At 65.2% G+C, this 19,574-nt stretch carries 19 protein-coding genes and 1 tRNA gene; 14 read left to right on the top strand and 6 right to left on the bottom strand.

Annotation, left to right across the window (positions count from 1 at the left end):
• Nucleotides 1-18 precede the first annotated feature (18 nt).
• The 3 genes from ACEWPL_RS02055 (at nt 19) to ACEWPL_RS02065 (ending at nt 3,541) form a co-directional block, all read left to right on the top strand.
• Nucleotides 19-1,035, top strand: a complete 1,017-nt coding sequence (locus tag ACEWPL_RS02055; protein ID WP_393934837.1) for an extracellular solute-binding protein — start codon at nt 19-21, stop codon at nt 1,033-1,035.
• A gap of 49 nt (nt 1,036-1,084) precedes the next feature.
• Nucleotides 1,085-2,740: an amidohydrolase gene (locus ACEWPL_RS02060; RefSeq protein WP_393934836.1), complete on the top strand. Its 1,656-nt coding sequence runs from the start codon at nt 1,085-1,087 to the stop codon at nt 2,738-2,740.
• A 111-nt stretch (nt 2,741-2,851) separates the two neighbouring features.
• Entirely contained in the window at nt 2,852-3,541 is a 690-nt protein-coding gene (locus ACEWPL_RS02065; RefSeq protein ID WP_393934835.1) for a GntR family transcriptional regulator, read from the top strand.
• A gap of 37 nt (nt 3,542-3,578) precedes the next feature.
• On the opposite strand, the gene hutU is transcribed toward ACEWPL_RS02065, so the two are convergent.
• The 4 genes from hutU to ACEWPL_RS02085 all read right to left on the bottom strand — a co-directional run bounded on the left by hutU (nt 3,579) and on the right by ACEWPL_RS02085 (nt 8,586).
• Nucleotides 3,579-5,246: a urocanate hydratase gene (gene hutU, locus ACEWPL_RS02070; protein ID WP_393934834.1), complete on the bottom strand. Its 1,668-nt coding sequence runs from the start codon at nt 5,244-5,246 to the stop codon at nt 3,579-3,581.
• A gap of 60 nt (nt 5,247-5,306) precedes the next feature.
• Nucleotides 5,307-6,845, bottom strand: coding sequence for a histidine ammonia-lyase (hutH, locus tag ACEWPL_RS02075; RefSeq protein WP_393934833.1), 1,539 nt, complete (start codon nt 6,843-6,845; stop codon nt 5,307-5,309).
• Nucleotides 6,842-8,053: an imidazolonepropionase gene (gene hutI, locus ACEWPL_RS02080; protein ID WP_393934832.1), complete on the bottom strand. Its 1,212-nt coding sequence runs from the start codon at nt 8,051-8,053 to the stop codon at nt 6,842-6,844. The genes hutH and hutI overlap by 4 nt, the downstream gene beginning before the upstream one ends.
• A gap of 443 nt (nt 8,054-8,496) precedes the next feature.
• Nucleotides 8,497-8,586: transfer RNA gene (locus ACEWPL_RS02085), tRNA-Ser, on the bottom strand.
• A gap of 333 nt (nt 8,587-8,919) precedes the next feature.
• Between ACEWPL_RS02085 and ACEWPL_RS02090 the strand changes: the two genes are divergently transcribed.
• From ACEWPL_RS02090 to ACEWPL_RS02115, 6 genes are all read left to right on the top strand, one after another.
• Complete coding sequence (locus ACEWPL_RS02090) at nt 8,920-9,627, top strand: 50S ribosomal protein L21 (RefSeq protein ID WP_393934831.1); 708 nt, start codon at nt 8,920-8,922, stop codon at nt 9,625-9,627.
• Between the two features lie 11 nt (nt 9,628-9,638).
• Complete coding sequence (gene rpmA / locus ACEWPL_RS02095) at nt 9,639-9,908, top strand: 50S ribosomal protein L27 (protein WP_076535103.1); 270 nt, start codon at nt 9,639-9,641, stop codon at nt 9,906-9,908.
• Nucleotides 9,909-10,158: 250 nt separating this feature from the next.
• Nucleotides 10,159-10,713, top strand: a complete 555-nt coding sequence (locus ACEWPL_RS02100) for a GNAT family N-acetyltransferase (protein ID WP_393934830.1) — start codon at nt 10,159-10,161, stop codon at nt 10,711-10,713.
• A gap of 66 nt (nt 10,714-10,779) precedes the next feature.
• Nucleotides 10,780-11,820: a GTPase ObgE gene (gene obgE, locus ACEWPL_RS02105; RefSeq protein ID WP_393934829.1), complete on the top strand. Its 1,041-nt coding sequence runs from the start codon at nt 10,780-10,782 to the stop codon at nt 11,818-11,820.
• Entirely contained in the window at nt 11,808-12,914 is a 1,107-nt protein-coding gene (gene proB, locus ACEWPL_RS02110; RefSeq protein WP_393934828.1) for a glutamate 5-kinase, read from the top strand. The genes obgE and proB overlap by 13 nt, the downstream gene beginning before the upstream one ends.
• Before the next feature lie 48 nt (nt 12,915-12,962).
• Nucleotides 12,963-14,228, top strand: a complete 1,266-nt coding sequence (locus tag ACEWPL_RS02115) for a glutamate-5-semialdehyde dehydrogenase (protein WP_393934827.1) — start codon at nt 12,963-12,965, stop codon at nt 14,226-14,228.
• Here the strand turns inward: ACEWPL_RS02115 and ACEWPL_RS02120 are convergent.
• On the bottom strand, nt 14,225-14,824 hold the full coding sequence (locus ACEWPL_RS02120) for a histidine phosphotransferase family protein (protein WP_393934826.1): 600 nt from the start codon (nt 14,822-14,824) through the stop codon (nt 14,225-14,227). The two genes, ACEWPL_RS02115 and ACEWPL_RS02120, sit on opposite strands and share 4 nt — an antisense overlap.
• Nucleotides 14,825-14,851: 27 nt before the next feature.
• On the opposite strand from ACEWPL_RS02120, the gene ACEWPL_RS02125 reads away from it, so the two are divergent.
• The 3 genes from ACEWPL_RS02125 to olsA all read left to right on the top strand — a co-directional run bounded on the left by ACEWPL_RS02125 (nt 14,852) and on the right by olsA (nt 16,811).
• Nucleotides 14,852-15,037, top strand: coding sequence for a DUF3553 domain-containing protein (locus tag ACEWPL_RS02125; RefSeq protein WP_393934825.1), 186 nt, complete (start codon nt 14,852-14,854; stop codon nt 15,035-15,037).
• Nucleotides 15,038-15,192: 155 nt separating this feature from the next.
• Nucleotides 15,193-15,984, top strand: coding sequence for an L-ornithine N(alpha)-acyltransferase (gene olsB / locus ACEWPL_RS02130; RefSeq protein WP_393934824.1), 792 nt, complete (start codon nt 15,193-15,195; stop codon nt 15,982-15,984).
• Nucleotides 15,985-15,986: 2 nt separating this feature from the next.
• Entirely contained in the window at nt 15,987-16,811 is an 825-nt protein-coding gene (gene olsA, locus ACEWPL_RS02135; protein WP_393935379.1) for a lyso-ornithine lipid O-acyltransferase, read from the top strand.
• An 11-nt stretch (nt 16,812-16,822) separates the two neighbouring features.
• Here olsA and ACEWPL_RS02140 read toward each other — a convergent pair whose 3' ends face one another.
• Nucleotides 16,823-17,443: a thiamine phosphate synthase gene (locus ACEWPL_RS02140; RefSeq protein WP_393934823.1), complete on the bottom strand. Its 621-nt coding sequence runs from the start codon at nt 17,441-17,443 to the stop codon at nt 16,823-16,825.
• Nucleotides 17,444-17,616: 173 nt separating this feature from the next.
• Here ACEWPL_RS02140 and ACEWPL_RS02145 point away from each other — a divergent pair, with 173 nt between their 5' ends.
• On the top strand, nt 17,617-18,372 hold the full coding sequence (locus tag ACEWPL_RS02145) for an RNA methyltransferase (protein ID WP_393934822.1): 756 nt from the start codon (nt 17,617-17,619) through the stop codon (nt 18,370-18,372).
• A gap of 59 nt (nt 18,373-18,431) precedes the next feature.
• Entirely contained in the window at nt 18,432-19,574 is a 1,143-nt protein-coding gene (gene ctaA / locus ACEWPL_RS02150) for a heme A synthase (RefSeq protein WP_393934821.1), read from the top strand.

The following is a 19,574-nucleotide window of genomic DNA, read 5'->3' on the forward strand; positions in this document are numbered from 1 at the left end:
TCCAACAGGAGAGACGACATGACCAAATTCCAAACTGCAACCGCGATTGCCCTTTGCATGGGCAGCTCGGCCATGGCCGAGGGCAAGCTGAACCTCTACGTGTGGTCGGAATCCCTCTCGCCCGAGCTGATCGAGACATTCGCCGATGAATATGACGTGGAGGTCAGCGTCGACGGCTATACCTCCAACGAGGATCTGCTGACCAAGCTGCAGGCGGGCGCCTCGGGCTATGACATTGCCTCGCCCTCGCAGCACTTCCTGCGCATCATGATCGACGAGGGGCTGATCCAGGATTTCGGCGCCAGCGAGCTGGATGCCTATGACAATATCGAAGAGCGCTGGCGCAACCAGTGGTGGGACGAGACGCAGAATTACTCGATCCCGCTGGCCTATGGCTCGGCCGGGTTCGCGGTGAACACCGAGGAATATGATGGCCCGACCGATAGCCTCAAGTATTTCTTCGAGCCCGAGGGCGATCTGGCTGGCAGCATCGCCATGCTGTCCTATCCCGACGAGGTGGTCGGCGCCGCGCAACTCTACCTCGGCATTCCCTTCTGCACCGAGGACGCGGCAGAGATGAAGAAGGTGCTTGACCTGCTGATGGCCCAGAAAGAGCATGTGGCCGCCTATTCGTCGGACAATATCGTGGGCCGCCTCAGCTCGGGCGAGGTCGCGGCCCATTTCTGGTGGGACGGCGAGGTGGTGCGCGCCATCGGCAATGGCGCTCCGGTGGAATATGCGATGCCCAAGGAGGGTCTGGTCGGCTGGATGGACAGCCTGGTCATCCCCAATGGCGCGCCCAACCGCGAGAATGCCATCAAGTTCATCGAATTCATGTCCACGCCCGAGAACGCGACGGCGCAGATGAATTTCTACGCCCATTCCTCGCCGATGACGGTGGTCGAGGCGGACAAGAAATACACCAAGGAAAACGCGCCCGCGCTTTACCCCGATGTCCCGGTCGAGATGTCGCGCACCTGCTCGCCCGAGGCGCAGGATCTTGTCACGCGTGTTTGGACGCAACTCTTGCAGTAAACCGATGCGGGGGCCGGTACAGGCCCCCGCCACCTTGGGGAGGGGGCCAATGCCCGCTGATCTTGTCATCGTCAACGCGTCGATCCGCCCGCTCTTTGCCCCGGCGGGCGTGACGGCGGTCGCGATCAAAGATGGCTGCATCGCCGCGCTCGGCAGCGACGAGCGCATTCGCGCGCTGGCCGGGGCCGATACGCGCATCATCGACGCCGGCGGACGTGCGCTGATGCCGGGTTTCATCGAAAGCCACCTGCACCTCTTTGCGGGCGGCGCGACATTGTCGATGCTGAACCTGGGCGAGACCTTCGGGCTCAAGGCGGTGCGCGAGGCCTTTGCCGAGGTCATCCGGACCCGGCCTGGCCAGGATCTGGTCTCGGGTTTTGCCACCAATTACACGATCTTTGGCGAGGATATTCGCCCCGATCGGCATATGCTGGACCGGATCGAGGCGGATCGCCCGATCTGCATGTTGGCCGTCGACATGCATTGCGCCTGGGCCAATACCCGCGCGCTGGAGTTGGCTGGCATCCTCCATGGCGCCGATCCCGGGCCGGGGGCCGAGGTGGTTATGGGCGCGGACGGACTTGCCACCGGGGAGCTGCGCGAGTTCGGCGCGATGGTTCTCGTGCAGAAGCTATCCACGCATCAGGGGCGTGACAGCCTCGACAACAAGGGTCTGGACGCGGTGAATCACACAGGCCGCGCCCATGACCGCGCCGCGATCCGGCAGGCGGGCGCATACCTTGCGCAGCACGGGATCACCACCGCCGTCAACATGGACGGCAACCCCTATCAGGCAGGCCTCATGCGCGAGCTGGCGATGGCGCGCGAGATGCCCGTGCGGGTCAGCCTGCCCCTGAAACTGGTTGAAAGCGACGGGCCGGAGGGCGTCGAGCGGATCGACCTCTTTGGCGACGAAGTGCCCGGCTGGCTGCAGTTCGGGCGGATCAAGCTGTTCCTCGATGGCGTCTATGACACCTGGACGGCGCTGACGGTCACGGATTACCCGGACCGGGCGGGCTTCCGCTCGGCGCCGCTGATCGCGCCTGATATCTTCAACGCCATCTGCATCGCCGCCGACAAGCGCGGCCTGCAGGTGGCGACCCATGCGGTGGGTGACGGGGCGGTGCGCGCGGCCATCGACGGCTACGAGGCAGCGGCCCGCGCCAATGGCCCCCGCGATGCCCGCCACCGCATCGAGCATATCGACACGATCACCGCCGAGGATCTGGACCGGCTGAAGCCGCTGGGTATCGTCGCGTCGATGCAGCCGGTGCATCCGCCCGGCTCAGCTGGTCTGCCGCTGGAGCCGACGACGACCATCATGGGCCGCGCGCGCTGGGACACGGCCTTTCCCTGGCGCATGATCCGCGCGCGGGGCGTGCCGCTGGCCTTTGGCACGGATTGGCCGGTCTCGCCATTATCGCCGCTCTATGCAATCCATTGCGCGCTGACGCGGCAGCCTTGGGACGCAGGCGCGCCCGATCAGCGCATCAGCCTGGACGAGTGTTTGATGGCCTATACCAGCGCAGGCGCCTATGCTGATTTCACCGAAGCCCATCGCGGCGCGCTGCGCGAAGGGCTGGCGGCCGATCTGGTCCTGATCGACGGTGATCTGGAAGGACTGGCGCAGGATGCCGCTGCGGCCAGCATCGCGCTGACGCTCTGCGGCGGGCGCGTGACGTATGAGGCGGGCGGGGAGGTTTGAGCGGACATGGCGCCGCATGACAGCACAAAGCCAGGCATCAAGCGCGGTATTGGTCCGGCATAAGATATAGACTACAAAGCGTTTGATGCAGTCTTATCCGAAGGCCCACCCATGAAAGCCACCTACAAGGATGTCAAATCCGACATCCTCAACAAGATCACCAAGGGCCATTGGGGGCCGGGCAGCCTCATCCCGAACGAGATCGAGCTGGCCGAGACCTATGGCTGTGCCCGCGCCACGGTGAACCGCGCGATGCGCGAGCTGGCCGATGACGGCCTGATCGAGCGGCGGCGCAAGGCGGGAACCCGCGTGCGGGCCAGCCCGATCCGGCAGGCACGTTTTGACATACCCATCGTGCGCCGCGAGATCGAGGACAAGGGCGCGGTCTACCGTTATGCGCTGGCGGCGCGCAGTGTCGAGGATGCGCCCGATTGGCTCCGCGCCCGGCTCCAGCTTTCGGAGGGCGCGCGGGCGCTGCACCTCATCTGCATGCATTACGCGGATGGCGATCCCTACCAGCACGAGGACCGCTGGATCAGCCTGGTGGCCCTGCCTGAGGCAGAAGAGGCGGATTTCAGCGACATTGGCCCGAACGAATGGCTGGTGGCGACGATACCGTTCTCGAACGCCGAGATCAGTTTTTCCGCCGCCTTGGCCGACGCAGGGCTGGCAGGATACCTGGGCAGCCGCGAGGGCGATCCGCTGTTCGTGGTCGAGCGGGCGACGTGGTTCGAGGGCCGGGCGATCACCCATGTCAGGCTGTCCTATCGGCCCGGCCACCGCATGACGACGCGGTACTGAACGCGCTCCGGCCGCTGTTATGGCCGGAGCGCAGGGATCACTTCAGGATACCCGGCAGATTCAACCCGTTCTCTCGCGCGCAATCCAGCGCCTCGCCATAGCCTGCATCGGCGTGGCGCATGACACCGGTCGCGGGATCGTTCCAGAGGACGCGGGCGATGCGGCGGTCCGCATCCTCGCTACCATCACAGCAGATCACCATGCCCGAGTGCTGGCTGAAGCCCATGCCGACGCCGCCGCCGTGATGCAGCGACACCCAGGTCGCGCCCGAAGCTGTATTGAGCAGCGCATTGAGCAGCGGCCAGTCAGACACGGCATCGCTGCCATCCTTCATCGCCTCCGTCTCGCGGTTGGGCGACGCGACCGAGCCACTATCGAGGTGGTCGCGCCCGATCACGATGGGTGCGCTCAGCTCGCCAGTCCGGACCATCTCGTTGAAGGCGAGGCCCAGCTTGTGCCGCACGCCAAGCCCGACCCAGCAGATGCGTGCGGGCAGGCCCTGGAAGCTGATGCGCTCGCGCGCCATGTCCAGCCAGTTGTGCAGATGTTCGTCATCCACCAGTTCCTTCACCTTGGCGTCGGTCTTGTAGATATCCTCGGGATCGCCCGAGAGGGCGGCCCAGCGGAATGGACCGATACCCCGGCAGAAGAGCGGCCGGATATAGGCGGGGACGAAGCCGGGGAAGGCAAAGGCGCTCGAAAGCCCTTCCTCCAGCGCGACCTGCCGGATGTTGTTGCCGTAATCCAGCGTCGGCACGCCCGCGTTCCAGAAATCGACCATCGCAGCGACATGGACCTTCATGCTGGCGCGGGCGGCTTTCTCGACCGCCTTGGGATCGCTCTCGCGCTTGGCACGCCATTCCGCCATGGTCCAGCCTTGCGGCAGGTAGCCGTTGACTGGATCATGCGCGCTGGTTTGATCGGTGACGATATCGGGATGGATCCCGCGCCGCACCAGCTCGGGGAAGACATCGGCGGCATTGCCCAGAAGGCCGACGGATTTCGCCTCGCCCGCTTTGGTCCATCGCTCGATCATCTCCAGCGCCTCGTCCAGCGTCTCGGCGCGCTCGTCGACATAACCGGTGCGGAGGCGGAAATCGATGCTGTCCGGGTTGCACTCCACCGCAAGGCAGCAAGCACCAGCCATGACGGCCGCCAAAGGCTGCGCGCCGCCCATGCCGCCAAGGCCGCCGGTCAGGATCCACTTGCCGGTCAGATCGCCGTCGTAATGCTGGCGGCCCGCCTCCTGAAACGTCTCGTAGGTGCCCTGCACGATGCCCTGGCTGCCGATATAGATCCAGCTGCCGGCCGTCATCTGGCCGTACATCGCGAGGCCCTTCTTATCCAGTTCATTGAAATGGTCCCAGGTCGCCCAATGCGGCACAAGATTGCTGTTGGCGATCAGGACGCGCGGCGCGTCCTTGTGCGTCTGGAACACGCCGACGGGCTTGCCCGATTGCACCAGCAGGGTCTGGTCCTCTTCCAGGTCCTTGAGGCTGGCGACGATCGTGTCGAAATCCTCCCAGGTGCGCGCGGCGCGACCGATGCCGCCATAGACGACCAGCTCGTGCGGGTTCTCGGCCACGTCGGGATGCAGGTTGTTCATCAGCATCCGCATCGGGGCCTCGGTCATCCAGCTTTTTGCGGTGATGTCACTGCCGGTCGCGGGATAGATGTCGCGGGTGTTCTTGCGGGGATCGCTCATGATGTGCCTCCGGGGGTCTGTTTCAACATGGGGTCAGAATTTGAATTTAGGTGGGCGCATTCAGGCGCCCAGCTCCGGCATCTTGGTGCCTGCGGCGTCGATGATGGCGCCCGAGGTGATCATCTGCGCCGCGCGCTCAAGATCCGGGGCCATGTAGCGGTCATCGCTTAGCGTGGTGACCTCTTGCCGCACGCGCGCAACGACGCGGGCGAGCGCCGCGCTTGTCGTCAGGGGCGCGCGGAAATCGATGCCCTGTGCGGCGCAGAGCAATTCGACTCCAAGGATGCGACCCAGATTGTCCAGCATCGGCATCAGGCGGCGCGCTCCGTGGGCAGCCATGCTGACATGGTCCTCCTGATTGGCGGAGGTGGGCGTGCTGTCGGTCACGCAAGGGTTCGCCAGATGCTTGTTCTCGCTCATCAGCGCGGCGGTCGTCACCTCGGCAATCATGTAGCCGGAGTTGAGGCCGGGCTTTGGCGTCAGGAAGGGCGGCAGATTGTGGCTCAGCACCGGATCGACGATCAGCGCGACGCGGCGCTGCGCGATGGCGCCGATCTCGGCCACGGCCAGCGCGATCATGTCGGCGGCAAAGCCGACCGGCTCGGCATGGAAATTCCCGCCCGAGACGATCATATCGGCGCCGGTCAGCACCAGCGGATTGTCCGTGGCCGCATTCGCCTCGATCTCAAGCGTTTTTGCCGCCATGCGCAGCACATCCATCGCCGCGCCGGTCACCTGCGGCTGGCAGCGGATGCAATAGGGGTCCTGCACGCGCGCGTCGCCTTCCACATGGCTCTCACGGATCTGCGAGCCCTCCAGCAGGGCACGCATCGTCTCGCCCGCCGCAATCTGGCCCGGATGGCCGCGCAGGGCGTGGATTTCAGGCTGTAGCGGCGCGGTTGAGCCCATCACCGCGTCTGTTGTCAGCGCCGAGGTGACAAGGGCGGATTGCGCCGCCCGCCATGCACCGAAAAGGCCGGCGAGGGCGAAGGCGGTCGAAAATTGCGTGCCGTTGATGAGGGCAAGGCCCTCCTTGGGGCCAAGCTCGACTGGGCTGAGCCCGGCAGCGGCCAGCGCCTCGGCGCCGGGCATGACGCGGCCTTCGTACTTGGCCTCGCCATGGCCCATCATCACGGCAGCCATATGCGCCAGCGGCGCCAGATCGCCCGACGCGCCGACCGAGCCCTGAGCGGGGATCACCGGGGTCACGCCCGCCTCCAGCATCGCCTCGATCAGTTCGACCAGTTCGGGGCGCACACCCGAGGCGCCGCGCCCGAGGCTGAGCAGTTTCAGCGCCATCAGAAGACGCGCGAGGCGGCGCGGAATGGCCGGTCCGACGCCGCAGCAATGCGACAGGATCAGGTTGCGCTGCAGCGTAGCGGTATCCTCGGCGGCGATCTTGACGCTGGCCAGTTTGCCAAAGCCGGTATTGACGCCGTAGACCGCATCGGTTCCGGCGACGGCGCGGGCAATGCGCGCATGCGCTCGCTCGATATCGGGGCGGCAGGCGGGGTCTAGGCGCACGGCAGCCTCGGTCCAATAGATCCGGGCCAGATCATCCAGCGTGACGGCGCCGGACGTCAGGGTAAGCGTGGTCATGAGTCCCCTCCAAAGATGCGCGCGTGAAGCGGGTTGAAGCCGATGCGATAGGCCAGCTCGGCGGGGTGCGCCGCATCCCAGACCGCCAGATCGGCGCGCTGCCCGGCGGCGATCCAGCCGCAATCGGTCAGTCCAAGGGCCGTGGCCGCATGGCGCGTGACACCGGCCAGCGCCTCTTCGGGCGTCATGCGAAAGAGGGTGCAGGCCATATTCATCGTCAGCAGGAGTGACGTCATGGGCGACGAGCCGGGATTGCAATCGGTGGCCAGCGCCATCGGCACGCCATGCTTGCGCAGCGCTTCGATGGGGGGTGCCTGCGTCTCGCGCAGGGTATAGAAGGCGCCGGGCAGGATGACGGCGACGGTTCCGGCATCGGCCATGGCGGCCACGCCATCCTTGTCCAGATACTCGATATGATCCGCCGAAAGCGCGCCATAGCTTGCGGCCAGCTTGGCCCCTCCAAGGTTCGACAACTGCTCGGCGTGAAGCTTGACCGGCAAGCCCAGCTCTTGCGCCACGTCGAAGACGCGGGCGATCTGCTCGGGCGAAAAGGCGATCCCCTCGCAAAATCCATCCACCGCATCGACCAGCCCTTCAGTATGGGCGGCGCGCAGGGCGGGGATGCAGACTTCGTCGATATAGGCATCCGCGCGGTCCTTGTACTCGGCAGGCACGGCATGCGCGCCGAGAAAACTGGTCACGACGCGCACGGGACGCTCCCGTTCGATAGCGCGGGCGGCGCGGAGCATGCGCAGCTCGGTCTCCAGATCAAGGCCATAGCCGGACTTCACCTCGAGCACCGTCACCCCCTCGGCCAGTAGCGCATCGACGCGGGGCAGGGCGCTGGCCAGCAGTGCGTCCTCGTCGGCGGCGCGCGTCGCCTCGACCGTCGAAACGATGCCGCCCCCGGCGCGTGCGACCTCCTCATAGCTGGCCCCGTTCAGCCGCATCTCGAACTCCGCGGCGCGGTCGCCGCCATGCACGATATGGGTGTGGCAGTCGATCAGCCCGGGCGTAACGAGACGCCCGTCAAGGCTGACCTCACGCGCGCCGGAATGCGCGTCCGGCAGATCGGCCCTCGGCCCTGCCCAGACGATCTGCGCGTCGCGCGTCACAATCGCCGCATCCTCGATCAAGCCATAGGGCGCGCCGGTCTCTGTCATCGTCGCGGCGGTCAGATCTACGTAGAGGGTGCCGTTATCTGTCATGTCCTATCCCCAAAATGGCGGCAGCTTGAGTGGTTTGCTGCGCGGTCATGTTTGATATGTCTATACATAAAAGAGCGAAAGCCAGTCAAATGATTCTCGTGACTCGGTCATGTTTGGCGAAGTGAGTACACGCACATGGAAGGCCGCTCCGGCTGGTTCGGGAGCGTTACGGTGCGAAAGCCGCGCCGAAATGCAGGAAGAATGCTTAGAAAGTGCATCGCTGAAGCGTTTGGCGGGTGCTGCGAAAGCGAGTGTGACAGGATGTATGACCGCGTGCACACTCTGGGGGATGGTGGCGCGGCCCGTTGGCGTGCCAGTCCATATCGCGACTGATTGATCAGTCAGCGAATGGATGTCCCGAAGCTTGAGTAAACCGCGCTGGACCTTGCGTTCTGTAAGGGGGCTGGTTTTTCCCAAGTGAGTGGATAGGACTTGCAGAAGTGTGGCGGAGAGACAGGGATTCGAACCCTGGGAAGGCTTGCACCCTCAACGGTTTTCGAGACCGCCCCGTTCGACCACTCCGGCACCTCTCCGCGGGGGTCTGGTGGCGGCGTCCTAGAATGGATTGATGGGGCTCGCAAGGGGGTATGGCAGTTTTTGATGCAAATTCCTCGCCGGGCCTGATATTCCGCGCTTGCGGGTCCCGTGAGAGGTCCGGTGCGCGCGTCGCTGCGGTACAGGCTCAAGCTCTGGAAAACGTGCTTGACTTGGTGCGCGCATGGCCCGATAAGCCCCCATCCCGGCAGGGGCGAGCTCTGCACGGGGAGTATTCTATGACGCCATTGAGGCGCGCTGTCCAAGGTGGCCGGAAGGCCGCGAACACCCGATCGGGGACCGGCGGACGCGGAAAAGTGAAGGAAAGACGGATGTTTGCGGTTCTCAAAACCGGGGGCAAGCAGTATCGGGTTCAGTCCGGCGATATGCTGCGTGTCGAAAAGCTGGCTGCCGAAGCTGGCGAAAAGGTACAATTCAACGAGATCCTGATGCTGGGCGGTGACAGCCCCGTCGTCGGCGCGCCCATGATCGAAGGCGCCTGCGTTCAGGCCGAGGTCATCGACCAGGTCAAGGGCGACAAGGTCATTCACTTCGTCAAGCGTCGCCGCAAGCACGGCTCGCAGCGCACGCGCGGCCACCGCCAGCAGCTGACGCTGCTGCGCGTGACCGACATCCTGGACAAGGGTGCCGACAAGTCGGGCGTCAAGGCCGCCATCGGTGCGGGCTCGGTCTCTGGCTCGGCTGTCGTTTCGGACGGTCAGTACGCCAAGAACAAGACCCAGCAGGCCGAGATGAAAAAGCGCGTGAGCGAAGGCCAGGCGGATGAGAAATCGGCCGAGAAGAAGGCCGCGGCCAAGAAAGCGGCCCCCAAGGCCAAGGGCGGCGATGATCTGAAACAGCTGTCGGGCGTTGGCCCCGCGCTGGAGAAGAAACTGCATGAGGCCGGCGTGACCAGCTTTGCGCAGATCGCGGCATGGACCGATTCGGACGTCGCTGAGATGGACGAGAAACTGTCGTTCAAGGGCCGGATCGAGCGTGAAGGCTGGATTGAGCAGGCCAAAGAACTGACCAAAGGTTAAGGAGAGACCAAATGGCACATAAAAAAGCAGGCGGTTCATCCCGTAACGGTCGCGACAGCGCGGGCCGTCGCCTCGGCGTCAAGAAATACGGTGGCGAAGCCGTCATCCCCGGCAACATCATCATGCGTCAGCGCGGCACCAAGATGTGGCCGGGCACCGGCGTCGGTCTTGGCAAGGATCACACGATCTTCGCGACGGTCGAAGGCCATGTGAAGTTTCACACCGGCCTCAAGGGTCGCAAGTTCATTTCCGTGACGCCCCTGCAGGACGCCGCTGAATAACCTGATGCGCCCTCACGGGTTTGTCACAAGAAGGATCGGCGGTTCTCGCCGGTCCTTTTTGAGTTTTCGGGCGCGTTCGCGCCGCTTTTTCGACAAACTGCCGTGGAATGCTGAATATCAGCGGGCAAAAGGGAAACCTTTGTCAACTATCAGAGGTTAAATCATTGCAATCGGTCGCATCCCTTCGCGTGCGGCCCTGATGATTGCAATCTGCCTCCTTCTCTCATCGCTTCTGGAAAGGGGCATTTACATGACCCTCGCTCAGCCTGATCTTCCGCACCACGGCATACAGCCCTTGATCCCCGCCGGACCCTATGACTTGCGTCCGGTGCGCCCCTCGGATGCAGGACTGATGGCGCTTTACACGGGCGATCTGCGTGTCGCACAATCCACCTCCTCAATCCCGCATCCTCTGCCGCCCGGCACGACCGAGGCGTTCATCGCGCGCTGCATGGCCGAGGGCCGGATCGAGGATGCCTGGGCCATCGACGGCACCCGTGCCGGGATGGGCGAGGTTCTGGGCGTGATCAGCCTGACTCGCCTCGATATCGGCCAGTCCGAGATAGGCTATTGGGTTGCGCCGATATTCTGGAATTCGGGTGTTGCATCCTCTGCCGTCGCGGCCTTGGTCGCGGCCAATCCACAGCAATGCCGCACCATCTTTGCCACCGTGCAGCAGGGCAATCCGGCCTCGGCGCGGGTGCTGACGAATTGCGGCTTTGTCTATCTGGGCGATGCCGAGTCCTACTGCGTCGCGCGGGGCGGCGCTGTTCCCACCTGGACCTACAGCCGAAAACTCGATTGAGGCGCGCGCAGCCTTTGCGTATGGAAGGCCAAGGCGACGACCGCCCCAAGATGCAGGAGCTATGCCATGAAATTTCTGGATCTGGCCAAGGTCTATATTCGCTCGGGCGGCGGTGGTGGCGGCTGCCTCAGCTTTCGCCGTGAAAAATATATTGAATTCGGCGGTCCCGATGGCGGTGACGGCGGCGATGGCGGCTCGGTCTATGCCGAGGCAGTGGATGGTCTGAACACGCTGATCGATTTTCGCTATCAGCAGCATTTCTTTGCCAAGTCCGGCCAGCCCGGCATGGGGCGTCAGCGCACCGGGAAGGATGGCGACGATATCGTGCTGCGCGTGCCCGTCGGCACCGAGATCCTCGATGAGGACCAGGAGACCGTGATCGCCGACATGACCGAGCTGGGCCAGCGGATCGAGCTGGCGCGGGGCGGCAATGGCGGATTTGGCAACCTGCATTTCAAATCCTCGACCAACCAGGCGCCGCGCCGTGCCAATCCGGGGCAGGAAGGCGTCGAGCGCACCATCTGGCTGCGGCTGAAGCTGATCGCGGATGTCGGCCTGCTGGGGCTGCCCAATGCAGGCAAATCGACATTCTTGGCCGCCACGTCGAACGCGCGGCCCAAGATCGCGGATTATCCCTTTACCACGCTGCATCCCAATCTGGGCGTCGTCGGCGTCGATAACGTGGAATTCGTTGTGGCCGATATTCCCGGCTTGATTGATGGCGCGAGCGAGGGCAGGGGCCTGGGCGATCTTTTCCTCGGCCATGTCGAGCGTTGCGCGGTTCTCCTCCATCTGGTCGACGGCACGTCGCAGACGGTGGCGGAGGATTATCAGACCATCATCACCGAGATTGAAGCCTATGACGGGCCGCTGGCCACCAAGCCGCGGCTGACGGTCCTGAACAAGATCGACGCGCTGGACGAGGACGCGCTGGCCGAGGCCAAGGCCGAGCTTGAAGAGGCGAGCGGCGGTCCCGTCATGACGATGTCGGGCGTCTCGGGTGACGGTGTGACGGATGTCTTGCGCGCCCTGCGCAGCGAGATCGACGATGATCGGCTGCGTCACCGTAAGGCCAGCGAAGACGAGCCCGAGCCGTGGCGGCCCTGAGCGAGGCGCGGCGCCTCGTCGTCAAGATCGGCTCGGCGCTTCTGGTCGACCGGATGACGGGCGCGCTGCGCGCCGAATGGCTTGAGGGGCTTTGCGACGATGTCGCCCGGCTGCGGGCGCGCGGCACGGATGTGGTGCTGGTCTCGTCCGGCTCCATCGCGCTGGGGCGCCGGACGCTGAACCTGCCCTCGGGCGCGTTGATGCTGGAGCAAAGCCAGGCTGCCGCTGCCGTAGGGCAGATCCGGCTGGCCGGCGCCTATGAGGCGGCCCTGGCCGCGCGCGGACTGACGGCTGCGCAGGTTCTGGTAACGCTGGAGGACAGCGCGGATCGGCGGCGCTATCTCAACACGCGCGCGACCCTCGAGCAGCTCTTGCGCCTTGGCGCAGTGCCCATCGTTAATGAGAATGACACCGTCGCCACGGACGAGATCCGTTACGGCGACAACGACCGGCTGGCGGCGCAGGTGGCTGTGACGGCGGGCGCGGATCAACTGGTATTGCTCAGCGATGTGGACGGGTTCTATTCCGGCAATCCTGGCCTCGATAGCGCCGCACGCCGGTTCGACGTCATCGACACCCTCACGCCCGAGATCGAGGCGATGGCCGGCGATCCTGTCTCGGGGCTCAGCAAGGGCGGGATGAAGACCAAGCTGATGGCCGCCCGCGCCGCGATGGCCGCGGGCTGTGACATGGCGATCACCCAGGGTGATGTGCTCTGCCCGCTTGCTGCACTCGAGGCGGGGGCGAATGCGACATGGTTCACCGCGCAGGGCACCCCGCAGCAGCGGCGCAAGGCGTGGATCGGCGCGATGAAGGCCAAGGGCCGCTTGACCGTCGACGCGGGTGCGGTCCGCGCGATCACCCGCGGCAGCAGCCTGCTGCCCGCTGGAGTCACGCATGTCTCGGGCACGTTTGGGCGCGGGGATGCCGTTGATATCGTTGATCAAAATGGCGCGCTTCTGGGCCTCGGCCTCACGCGCTACGACGCGGCGGACACGGCCCGGATAATGGGCCTGCGCTCGGATGCCATCGAGGGCGTTCTGGGCTATCCTGCGCGGGCCGCGCTGATTCACCGCGACGACATGGCGTTCTGATACTGGTGATAACGCGGCGCCAAACGGAAACCGGCAAGGAGCCGATGCATGGCTGAGACCGACGACATTCCCGCCCTCATGGCCCGCATCGGCGCCTGCGCTCGCGCTGCCGCGACCGAGCTGGCCGTGACCAGCTCGGACCGCAAGGACATGGCGCTGCGCAGCGCCGCCGATGCCGTCTGGGCGCGCCGCGCGGCGATCATCGAATCGAACGTCAAGGATGTGACCGCCGCCCGCGACAAGGGGCTAAGCGATGCGATGATGGATCGCCTGATGCTGGATGAGGGCCGCATTCGCGCCATCGCCGACGGGCTGCGCGCCGTTGCCGATCAGACCGACCCGGTGGGCGAGGTTCTGGCCGAATGGAGCCAGCCCAGCGGCATTCACATTCGCCGTGTGCGCACGCCCCTTGGCGTCGTCGGCGTGATCTATGAAAGCCGCCCCAACGTGACTGCGGATGCCGGTGCGTTATGCCTCAAGGCCGGAAATGCCTGCATCCTGCGCGGCGGGTCCGAGAGCTATCACAGCAGCCGCGCGATCCATGCCTGCCTCAAGCAGGGTCTGCGCGAGGCCGGATTGCCCGAAGAGGCGATTCAGCTGGTGCCGACGCGCGACCGCGCCGCCGTGCGCGAAATGCTGACCATGACGGACAGCATCGACGTGATCGTACCGCGCGGCGGCAAGGAACTGGTCGGCCTCGTCCAGCGCGAGGCGCGCGTGCCGGTCTTCGCGCATCTGGAGGGGATCGTACATATCTATGTCGATGCCTCTGCGGATGCGGAAAAGGCGATGCGCGTCGTGCTCAATTCCAAGACGCGGCGCACGGGGATCTGCGGTGCGGCGGAATGCCTGCTGATTCACCGCGATCTGCTGGGGGGGCTGGGCAATGACCTGGTGCGTGCGCTGATCGAGGCGGGCGTCGAGGTGCGCGCCGACGAAGCGCTGAGCGCGATCGAGGGCACCGTCCGCGCAAGCGAGGGTGACTGGGGGCATGAGTATCTGGACAGCATCATCGCCGCGCGTGTCGTGGGCGATCTGGGCCTCGCCATCGGGCATATCGAAGAATACGGCTCGCACCACACTGATTGCATCATCAGCGAGGATCCCGCCGCCGTGCAGGCCTTCTTCTCGCAGGTCGACAGCGCGATTCTGATGCATAACAGCTCGACCCAGTTCGCCGATGGCGGCGAGTTCGGCATGGGAGCCGAGATCGGCATTGCCACAGGCAAGCTGCATGCGCGCGGGCCGGTGGGCGCGGCGCAGTTGACCAGCTTCAAGTATCTGGTGACCGGCGACGGCGCCGTGCGCGCCTAGAAGCCGAGCGAGACGGCGCCGTTCAACTGGACATCCGCGCGGCGCCCCATCTCGGCCAGAAGGCCCGGCAGCAAGGCGAATTGCACCTGGGCGGCGGGCAGGTCGTCCAGATCGCGCCCCTCAGGCGCGGTCAGCCAGGCCCAATGCTCGGCATTCGGCTCGCAGCGGGCGCCGGTCGCGATGACGCGCAGGGCCTCTGCATCCCCCTCGACCCGGATGGTACCGCCAAAGGGAACGGCCTGCTCGGCGCAGAGAATCCCAAGGAACGCGGCCTGCGCCATCTTGCGCGGCAGCGCGCCGGCCACCTCCCAGTCGCAGGCGGTTTTGGCGGTGTAGACACCCTCGATCACGCTGCGCATCTCGCGCTCGGATATGCTTTGCCCGTCTGACGACAGGCCAAAGGCCACGCGGAAAAAGCGCAGCCGCGCATTGGCATGGGCCGCGCTATCGGCGACCAGCGCCATTTCAGGCCCGTCCGGCACCCCGGCCAGCCCCATGAGTTCGAGCCCGTTCGAAATGGCGCCGACCGGGCTGATCAGGTCGTGGCAGATACGCGAGCCTATCAGCGCGCCGAGATTGCGGTTAGGCTGAGTCATGTGGATCCTTTCAACACAGGCGCCTTGATGAGCGATTTTGCAGCATTCCTAGAACCCGGCATGCGCGTCGAGCTGCCCAGCCAGCCCGAGTGGGGCATCGGGCAGGTGCAGTCGAATGTGGGGGGCAAGGTCACGGTGAATTTTCCCGATGCCGGTAAGGTGGTGATTGACAGCAGCCGTGTCATGCTGCTGCCGGTCATTGATCCGCTATGATGGTTACCAAATGATTAACCACGATCCATGATGACCCGGCCTCAGATGGTTTTCAACCCAGACGTGTGGTGGTGTAAGGCGCGCGAAGGCCGCGCCATTCTTGCTTTTGACCGCCCGGACCCATAGAACCGTGCAACATCCAGTGCCGAGGCCCCATGCAATCTGCCGCGACCCGACGCTCCACACCCAGACCCGATTTTGAGCTGCGCCTTGCCAGGGGCGTCTCCGATCTGCGCGCGGCTCAGCAGCTGCGCTACCGCGTATTCGTCGAGGAGTTGGGCGGAGGCGGCGCGATGGTCGATCACGAGACCGCGCTTGAGGTGGATGCGTTCGACCAGTGGGCCGATCACCTGCTTCTGATCGATCGCGCCTTGCCCGGCGCCGAAGACAAGCAAGTCGTTGGCGTCTATCGCCTTTTGCGGGCCGATCAGGCGGCGCGGGCCGGTCGGTTCTATTCCGAGGCCGAGTATGATTTGACCGCGCTGCGCAATTCAGGCCGAAATCTACTGGAGTTGGGCCGATCCTGCGTTGATATGCACTATCGCGGCGGTCAGGCGCTCTTGCATCTGTGGCAAGGGCTGGCGGGCTATGTGGCCGATCACGGCATCGAGGTGCTGTTCGGCGTCGCCAGCTTTCACGGGACCGACCCCGAGGCGCTGGCCGCGCCGCTGTCGCTTTTGCATCATCGCTATCTCGCGCCGCCCGAGCTGCGGGCCCGGTCGCTGGCGCATCAGCCGATGGACCTGATCGCGCCCGAGGCGCTGGACCGGCGCGCGGCAATGCTGCAGGTGCCGCCCCTTATCAAGGCCTATCTGCGCCTTGGTGGGCATGTGGGTGACGGCGCCTTCGTCGACCATGCGTTCAACACGGTGGATGTCTGCCTGACGATGGACACCGCCGGCCTTAGCGCCAGCCACCGCGCGCTCTATACCGGGTCGCGCGGATGAGCGTGCCGGACTGGCCGCGCCCGGATATTCCGCCCGAGCCGCCAGAGGGGCTTGGCGCCCGGCTGCGCGCTGCGGGACGCATGGCGCTGATGGTCCTGGTTCTTGCGGTATTGCTGCCCGTCCTTCTGGTTGTCCGGCTGGTCGAGCGACCGCTATGCGGTCAGGGGCGCCCCGTCTCGCCCTTCATCGTGCAGGGGTTTTTCCGCGCTTGCCTCTTCATCTTGCAGATCAGGGTCGATCTGCGCGGAACGCCGATGACGCTGCCTGGGGCGGTGGTGGGCAACCACGCGTCATGGCTGGATATCTTTGTTCTGAATGCGCGGCACCGCGTCTATTTCATCTCCAAGGCAGAAGTGGCCGGATGGCCCGTGATCGGCTATCTGGCGCGGGCGGCGGGCACGCTCTTCATCCGGCGCGAGGCGCGCGAGGCGCAGGCGCAGACGGTGGCGCTTGAGGCGCGGTTGAGCGACGGGCATCCACTTCTCTTCTTCCCCGAAGGCACCTCGACCGATGGCTTGCGTGTGCTGCCGTTCAAGGCGACGCTGTTTCAGGCCTTCTTTGCGCCCGGCTTGCGCGAGGCCGCGTATATCCAGCCGGTCACAGTGATCTACAATGCGCCCAAAGGGGCGAACCCCGCCTTTTACGGCTGGTTCGGTGACATGGATTTCGCACCGCATTTCGCCGCCGTTCTGGCGGCGCGTGGGGGCGCGGCGAGTCTGATCTATCACGAGCCACTGCGGGTGGCAGATTTTGCCGGACGCAAAGCTCTGGCCGAGGCGTCCGAACGCGCCGTGCGGTCTGCCATGCCGGAAGGGCAGCGGGGCTAGTCGCCGATCCGTCAGCCCATCGCGCGGACAAGCTGCGCGAGTGCATCCGCAGGATCGTCCTGCGACCAGATTTCGTCCCCGATGCCGAAGAAATCCGTCATTCGGGCAAGTTCCGCCACGCGAGCGGCATCAAGCGCGCCCTCGGCAACGACAGGGATTTCGATCATTTCGGACCACCACTGAAAGAGCTCATCCTCAGCCTGCGCGCCATCGCCAAGCGCGCTGGAGCCGGCAGGGCCGAACGAGACGTAATCGGCGCCGGCCTCGCCCGCGCTCATCCCCTCATGCCGCGATTGCGCGCAAAAGGCGCCCACGATGGCATCCGCCCCCAGCGCCTTGCGCGCCTTGCGGACCGAGCGCGCGCCGTCGGTCAGGTGCACGCCGTCAAGTCCCAGACGCTCGGCCACCGCGATATGGCTTTGCAGAACGACCGCGACATCGCGCGCATGGGCAATCTCGCGGCACGCATCCGCGGCGCGCGAAATGCGGTCCTCGTCATGGGTGGCGAGCGCAAGGCGCAGGCAGGCGACCTCATGCGCGTCGAGCACCGCGGCAAGCTGCTCCGAGAACTGGCTCAGCTCGAATTCCGGCGGGGTGATCAGGTAGATCTGCGGCTGCTCTTGGTCGCTCATGGCGCGCTCCTTGGTCTTGCGTGGCCCTGCGTATAGCGCAGGAGTTCGGGCGGCGCCACAGGTGGCATGGGGCAGGAGCGCTCCGCGCGGGAGTATTTGGACCAAGATGAAGCCGCGGGCCTTTCCAAGCCGGGGGCGGGGCGGTATCACGCGTCCGAATGAAAGGATCCGTCATGCCGACAGACACCCCGCAACCGGCATTCGTGTTGGTCCGCCCGCAGATGGGCGAGAATATCGGCGCGGCGGCGCGGGCGATGTGGAATTTCGGGCTGGACCGGATGCGCATCGTCGCGCCGCGCGATGGCTGGCCCAACCCGGCGGCCCGCGCGATGGCCAGCGGGGCGGGGCGGCTTCTGGATGAGGCGCAACTGACCCACGATCTGCCGGATGCGCTGAGCGATTGCCACTATGTCTATGCCACCACCGCGCGGGGGCGCGAACTGACCAAGCCGGTGCTGAGCCCTGAAGAGGCGATGCAGGACGCCGCACGCCGCATCGCCGACGGACAGAAGGTGGCCGTGATGTTCGGCCCCGAGCGGGCGGGCCTCGAGAATGACGATGTTGTCCGGGCGAGCGCCGTCATCACCGTGCCGGTCAATCCGGAGTTTCCCAGCCTGAACCTCGCGCAATGCGTTCTGCTGACTGCCTATGAGTGGCGCCGGGCAGCAGGCGCCGTGCCCGAGGGCCATGTGCACATGCACAACACCCAATGGGCCAGCCAGACCGAGATCGAGGCGCTGGCCGTTCATTACGATGAGCGCATGGAGGAGGCGGGCTTTTTCTACCCCGCGCACAAGGCCGCGAACATGCGCCAGACGCTGCGCAATTTCTGGTCCCGGATGCCGCTGACGCAGGCCGATACGCGGCTTTTGCACGGAATTATGCGTCAGATGGTCCGATGGAAGGATCGCGGCGGTGGCGGCGCTTGAAGGGGCATGGCCTGCGCACTACTCTGCAGTCCGCATTGAATTCATGAGGAGCGCCCGAGATGGCTGAAAAGCGCAGCATTTTTCAGGATGTCGAGACGAGCGGCCCGGTGCGCACCCAGCCGCGCGGCGGAATGATCGACGAGGGCAGGCACGGGGCGCGCCGCGGGATTCGGGTGTGGCTGATGGCGCTTTTCGCGTTGGTGGTCGTGATGATCGCCGTGGGCGGTTTGACCCGGCTGACGGATAGCGGCCTGTCGATCACCGAGTGGCGCCCGCTGACGGGGGCGATCCCGCCACTGAGCGCCGCCGATTGGGCGGCCGAATTTCAGCTCTATCAGGCGATCCCGGAATTTCAGGTGCAGAACAGCTGGATGAGCCTTGAGGATTTCAAGGTGATTTATTGGTGGGAATGGGGCCACCGGCAGCTGGGCCGCGTGATCGGCCTGGTCTGGGCCGTCGGCTTTTTCGGCTTTCTGGCCGCGCGGCAGATTCCGGCGGGCTGGACCCGACGCCTGTTGCTGTTAGGTTTGCTGGGCGGCGCGCAGGGGGCTGTGGGATGGTGGATGGTGCATTCGGGCCTTGGCGGCGACCGGACGGATGTGGCCTCCTACCGCCTTGCCACGCATCTTGGGCTGGCTTTCGTCATCCTTGGCTTCATCACTTGGTACGTGCTTCTGCTGTCGCGGCCCGAGCGCGAGATCCTGCAGGCGCGGCGGGCGCGCGAGGCGCGGCTTTTCGGGCTTGGCACAGGCTGGATGCATTTCACCGTTCTCCAAATACTCATCGGCGCTCTGGTCGCCGGTATCGATGCCGGTCGCAGTTATACCGAATGGCCGCTGATGGCCGGCGCGCTCTGGCCGCCGCAGATGATGGTGATCGAGCCGTGGTGGCGCAATTTCTTTGAAAATCCCGGAACGGTTCAGTTCATTCACCGCATGGTCGGTTACGCCTTGCTCGCATTTTCTGTAATGGCGCTGCTACGTGGGCGGCGTAGCGCGCATGTGGTAACCCGGCACGCATTTGCACTGGCCTTCTGGACGGTACTCGCACAGATTGCACTCGGGATCGTAACGGTTGTATTGGGGGCCCCATGGCAGGTGGCGATCCTGCACCAATTCCTGGCGGTGATCGTCTGGGTGACGATCATTCGGGCCCGGTTTCATGCCGGGTATCCGCTGGCACAATCTGTACGAGGAAAATGA

Origin of the sequence: Roseovarius roseus (assembly GCF_043355935.2) — a bacterium.
GTDB classification, from domain to species: domain Bacteria; phylum Pseudomonadota; class Alphaproteobacteria; order Rhodobacterales; family Rhodobacteraceae; genus Roseovarius; species Roseovarius roseus.

Excerpts from the sequence above, each read along its gene's own strand:
- ACEWPL_RS02055 (WP_393934837.1), top strand. The coding sequence starts at position 19 with ATGACCAAATTCCAAACTGCAACCGCGATTGCCCTTTGCATGGGCAGC.
- ACEWPL_RS02060 (WP_393934836.1), top strand. The coding sequence starts at position 1,085 with ATGCCCGCTGATCTTGTCATCGTCAACGCGTCGATCCGCCCGCTCTTT.
- ACEWPL_RS02065 (WP_393934835.1), top strand. The coding sequence starts at position 2,852 with ATGAAAGCCACCTACAAGGATGTCAAATCCGACATCCTCAACAAGATC.
- hutU (WP_393934834.1), bottom strand. The coding sequence starts at position 5,246 with ATGAGCGATCCCCGCAAGAACACCCGCGACATCTATCCCGCGACCGGC.
- hutH (WP_393934833.1), bottom strand. The coding sequence starts at position 6,845 with ATGACCACGCTTACCCTGACGTCCGGCGCCGTCACGCTGGATGATCTG.
- hutI (WP_393934832.1), bottom strand. The coding sequence starts at position 8,053 with ATGACAGATAACGGCACCCTCTACGTAGATCTGACCGCCGCGACGATG.
- ACEWPL_RS02090 (WP_393934831.1), top strand. The coding sequence starts at position 8,920 with ATGTTTGCGGTTCTCAAAACCGGGGGCAAGCAGTATCGGGTTCAGTCC.
- rpmA (WP_076535103.1), top strand. The coding sequence starts at position 9,639 with ATGGCACATAAAAAAGCAGGCGGTTCATCCCGTAACGGTCGCGACAGC.
- ACEWPL_RS02100 (WP_393934830.1), top strand. The coding sequence starts at position 10,159 with ATGACCCTCGCTCAGCCTGATCTTCCGCACCACGGCATACAGCCCTTG.
- obgE (WP_393934829.1), top strand. The coding sequence starts at position 10,780 with ATGAAATTTCTGGATCTGGCCAAGGTCTATATTCGCTCGGGCGGCGGT.
- ACEWPL_RS02115 (WP_393934827.1), top strand. The coding sequence starts at position 12,963 with ATGGCTGAGACCGACGACATTCCCGCCCTCATGGCCCGCATCGGCGCC.
- ACEWPL_RS02120 (WP_393934826.1), bottom strand. The coding sequence starts at position 14,824 with ATGACTCAGCCTAACCGCAATCTCGGCGCGCTGATAGGCTCGCGTATC.
- ACEWPL_RS02125 (WP_393934825.1), top strand. The coding sequence starts at position 14,852 with ATGAGCGATTTTGCAGCATTCCTAGAACCCGGCATGCGCGTCGAGCTG.
- olsB (WP_393934824.1), top strand. The coding sequence starts at position 15,193 with ATGCAATCTGCCGCGACCCGACGCTCCACACCCAGACCCGATTTTGAG.
- ACEWPL_RS02140 (WP_393934823.1), bottom strand. The coding sequence starts at position 17,443 with ATGAGCGACCAAGAGCAGCCGCAGATCTACCTGATCACCCCGCCGGAA.
- ACEWPL_RS02145 (WP_393934822.1), top strand. The coding sequence starts at position 17,617 with ATGCCGACAGACACCCCGCAACCGGCATTCGTGTTGGTCCGCCCGCAG.
- ctaA (WP_393934821.1), top strand. The coding sequence starts at position 18,432 with ATGGCTGAAAAGCGCAGCATTTTTCAGGATGTCGAGACGAGCGGCCCG.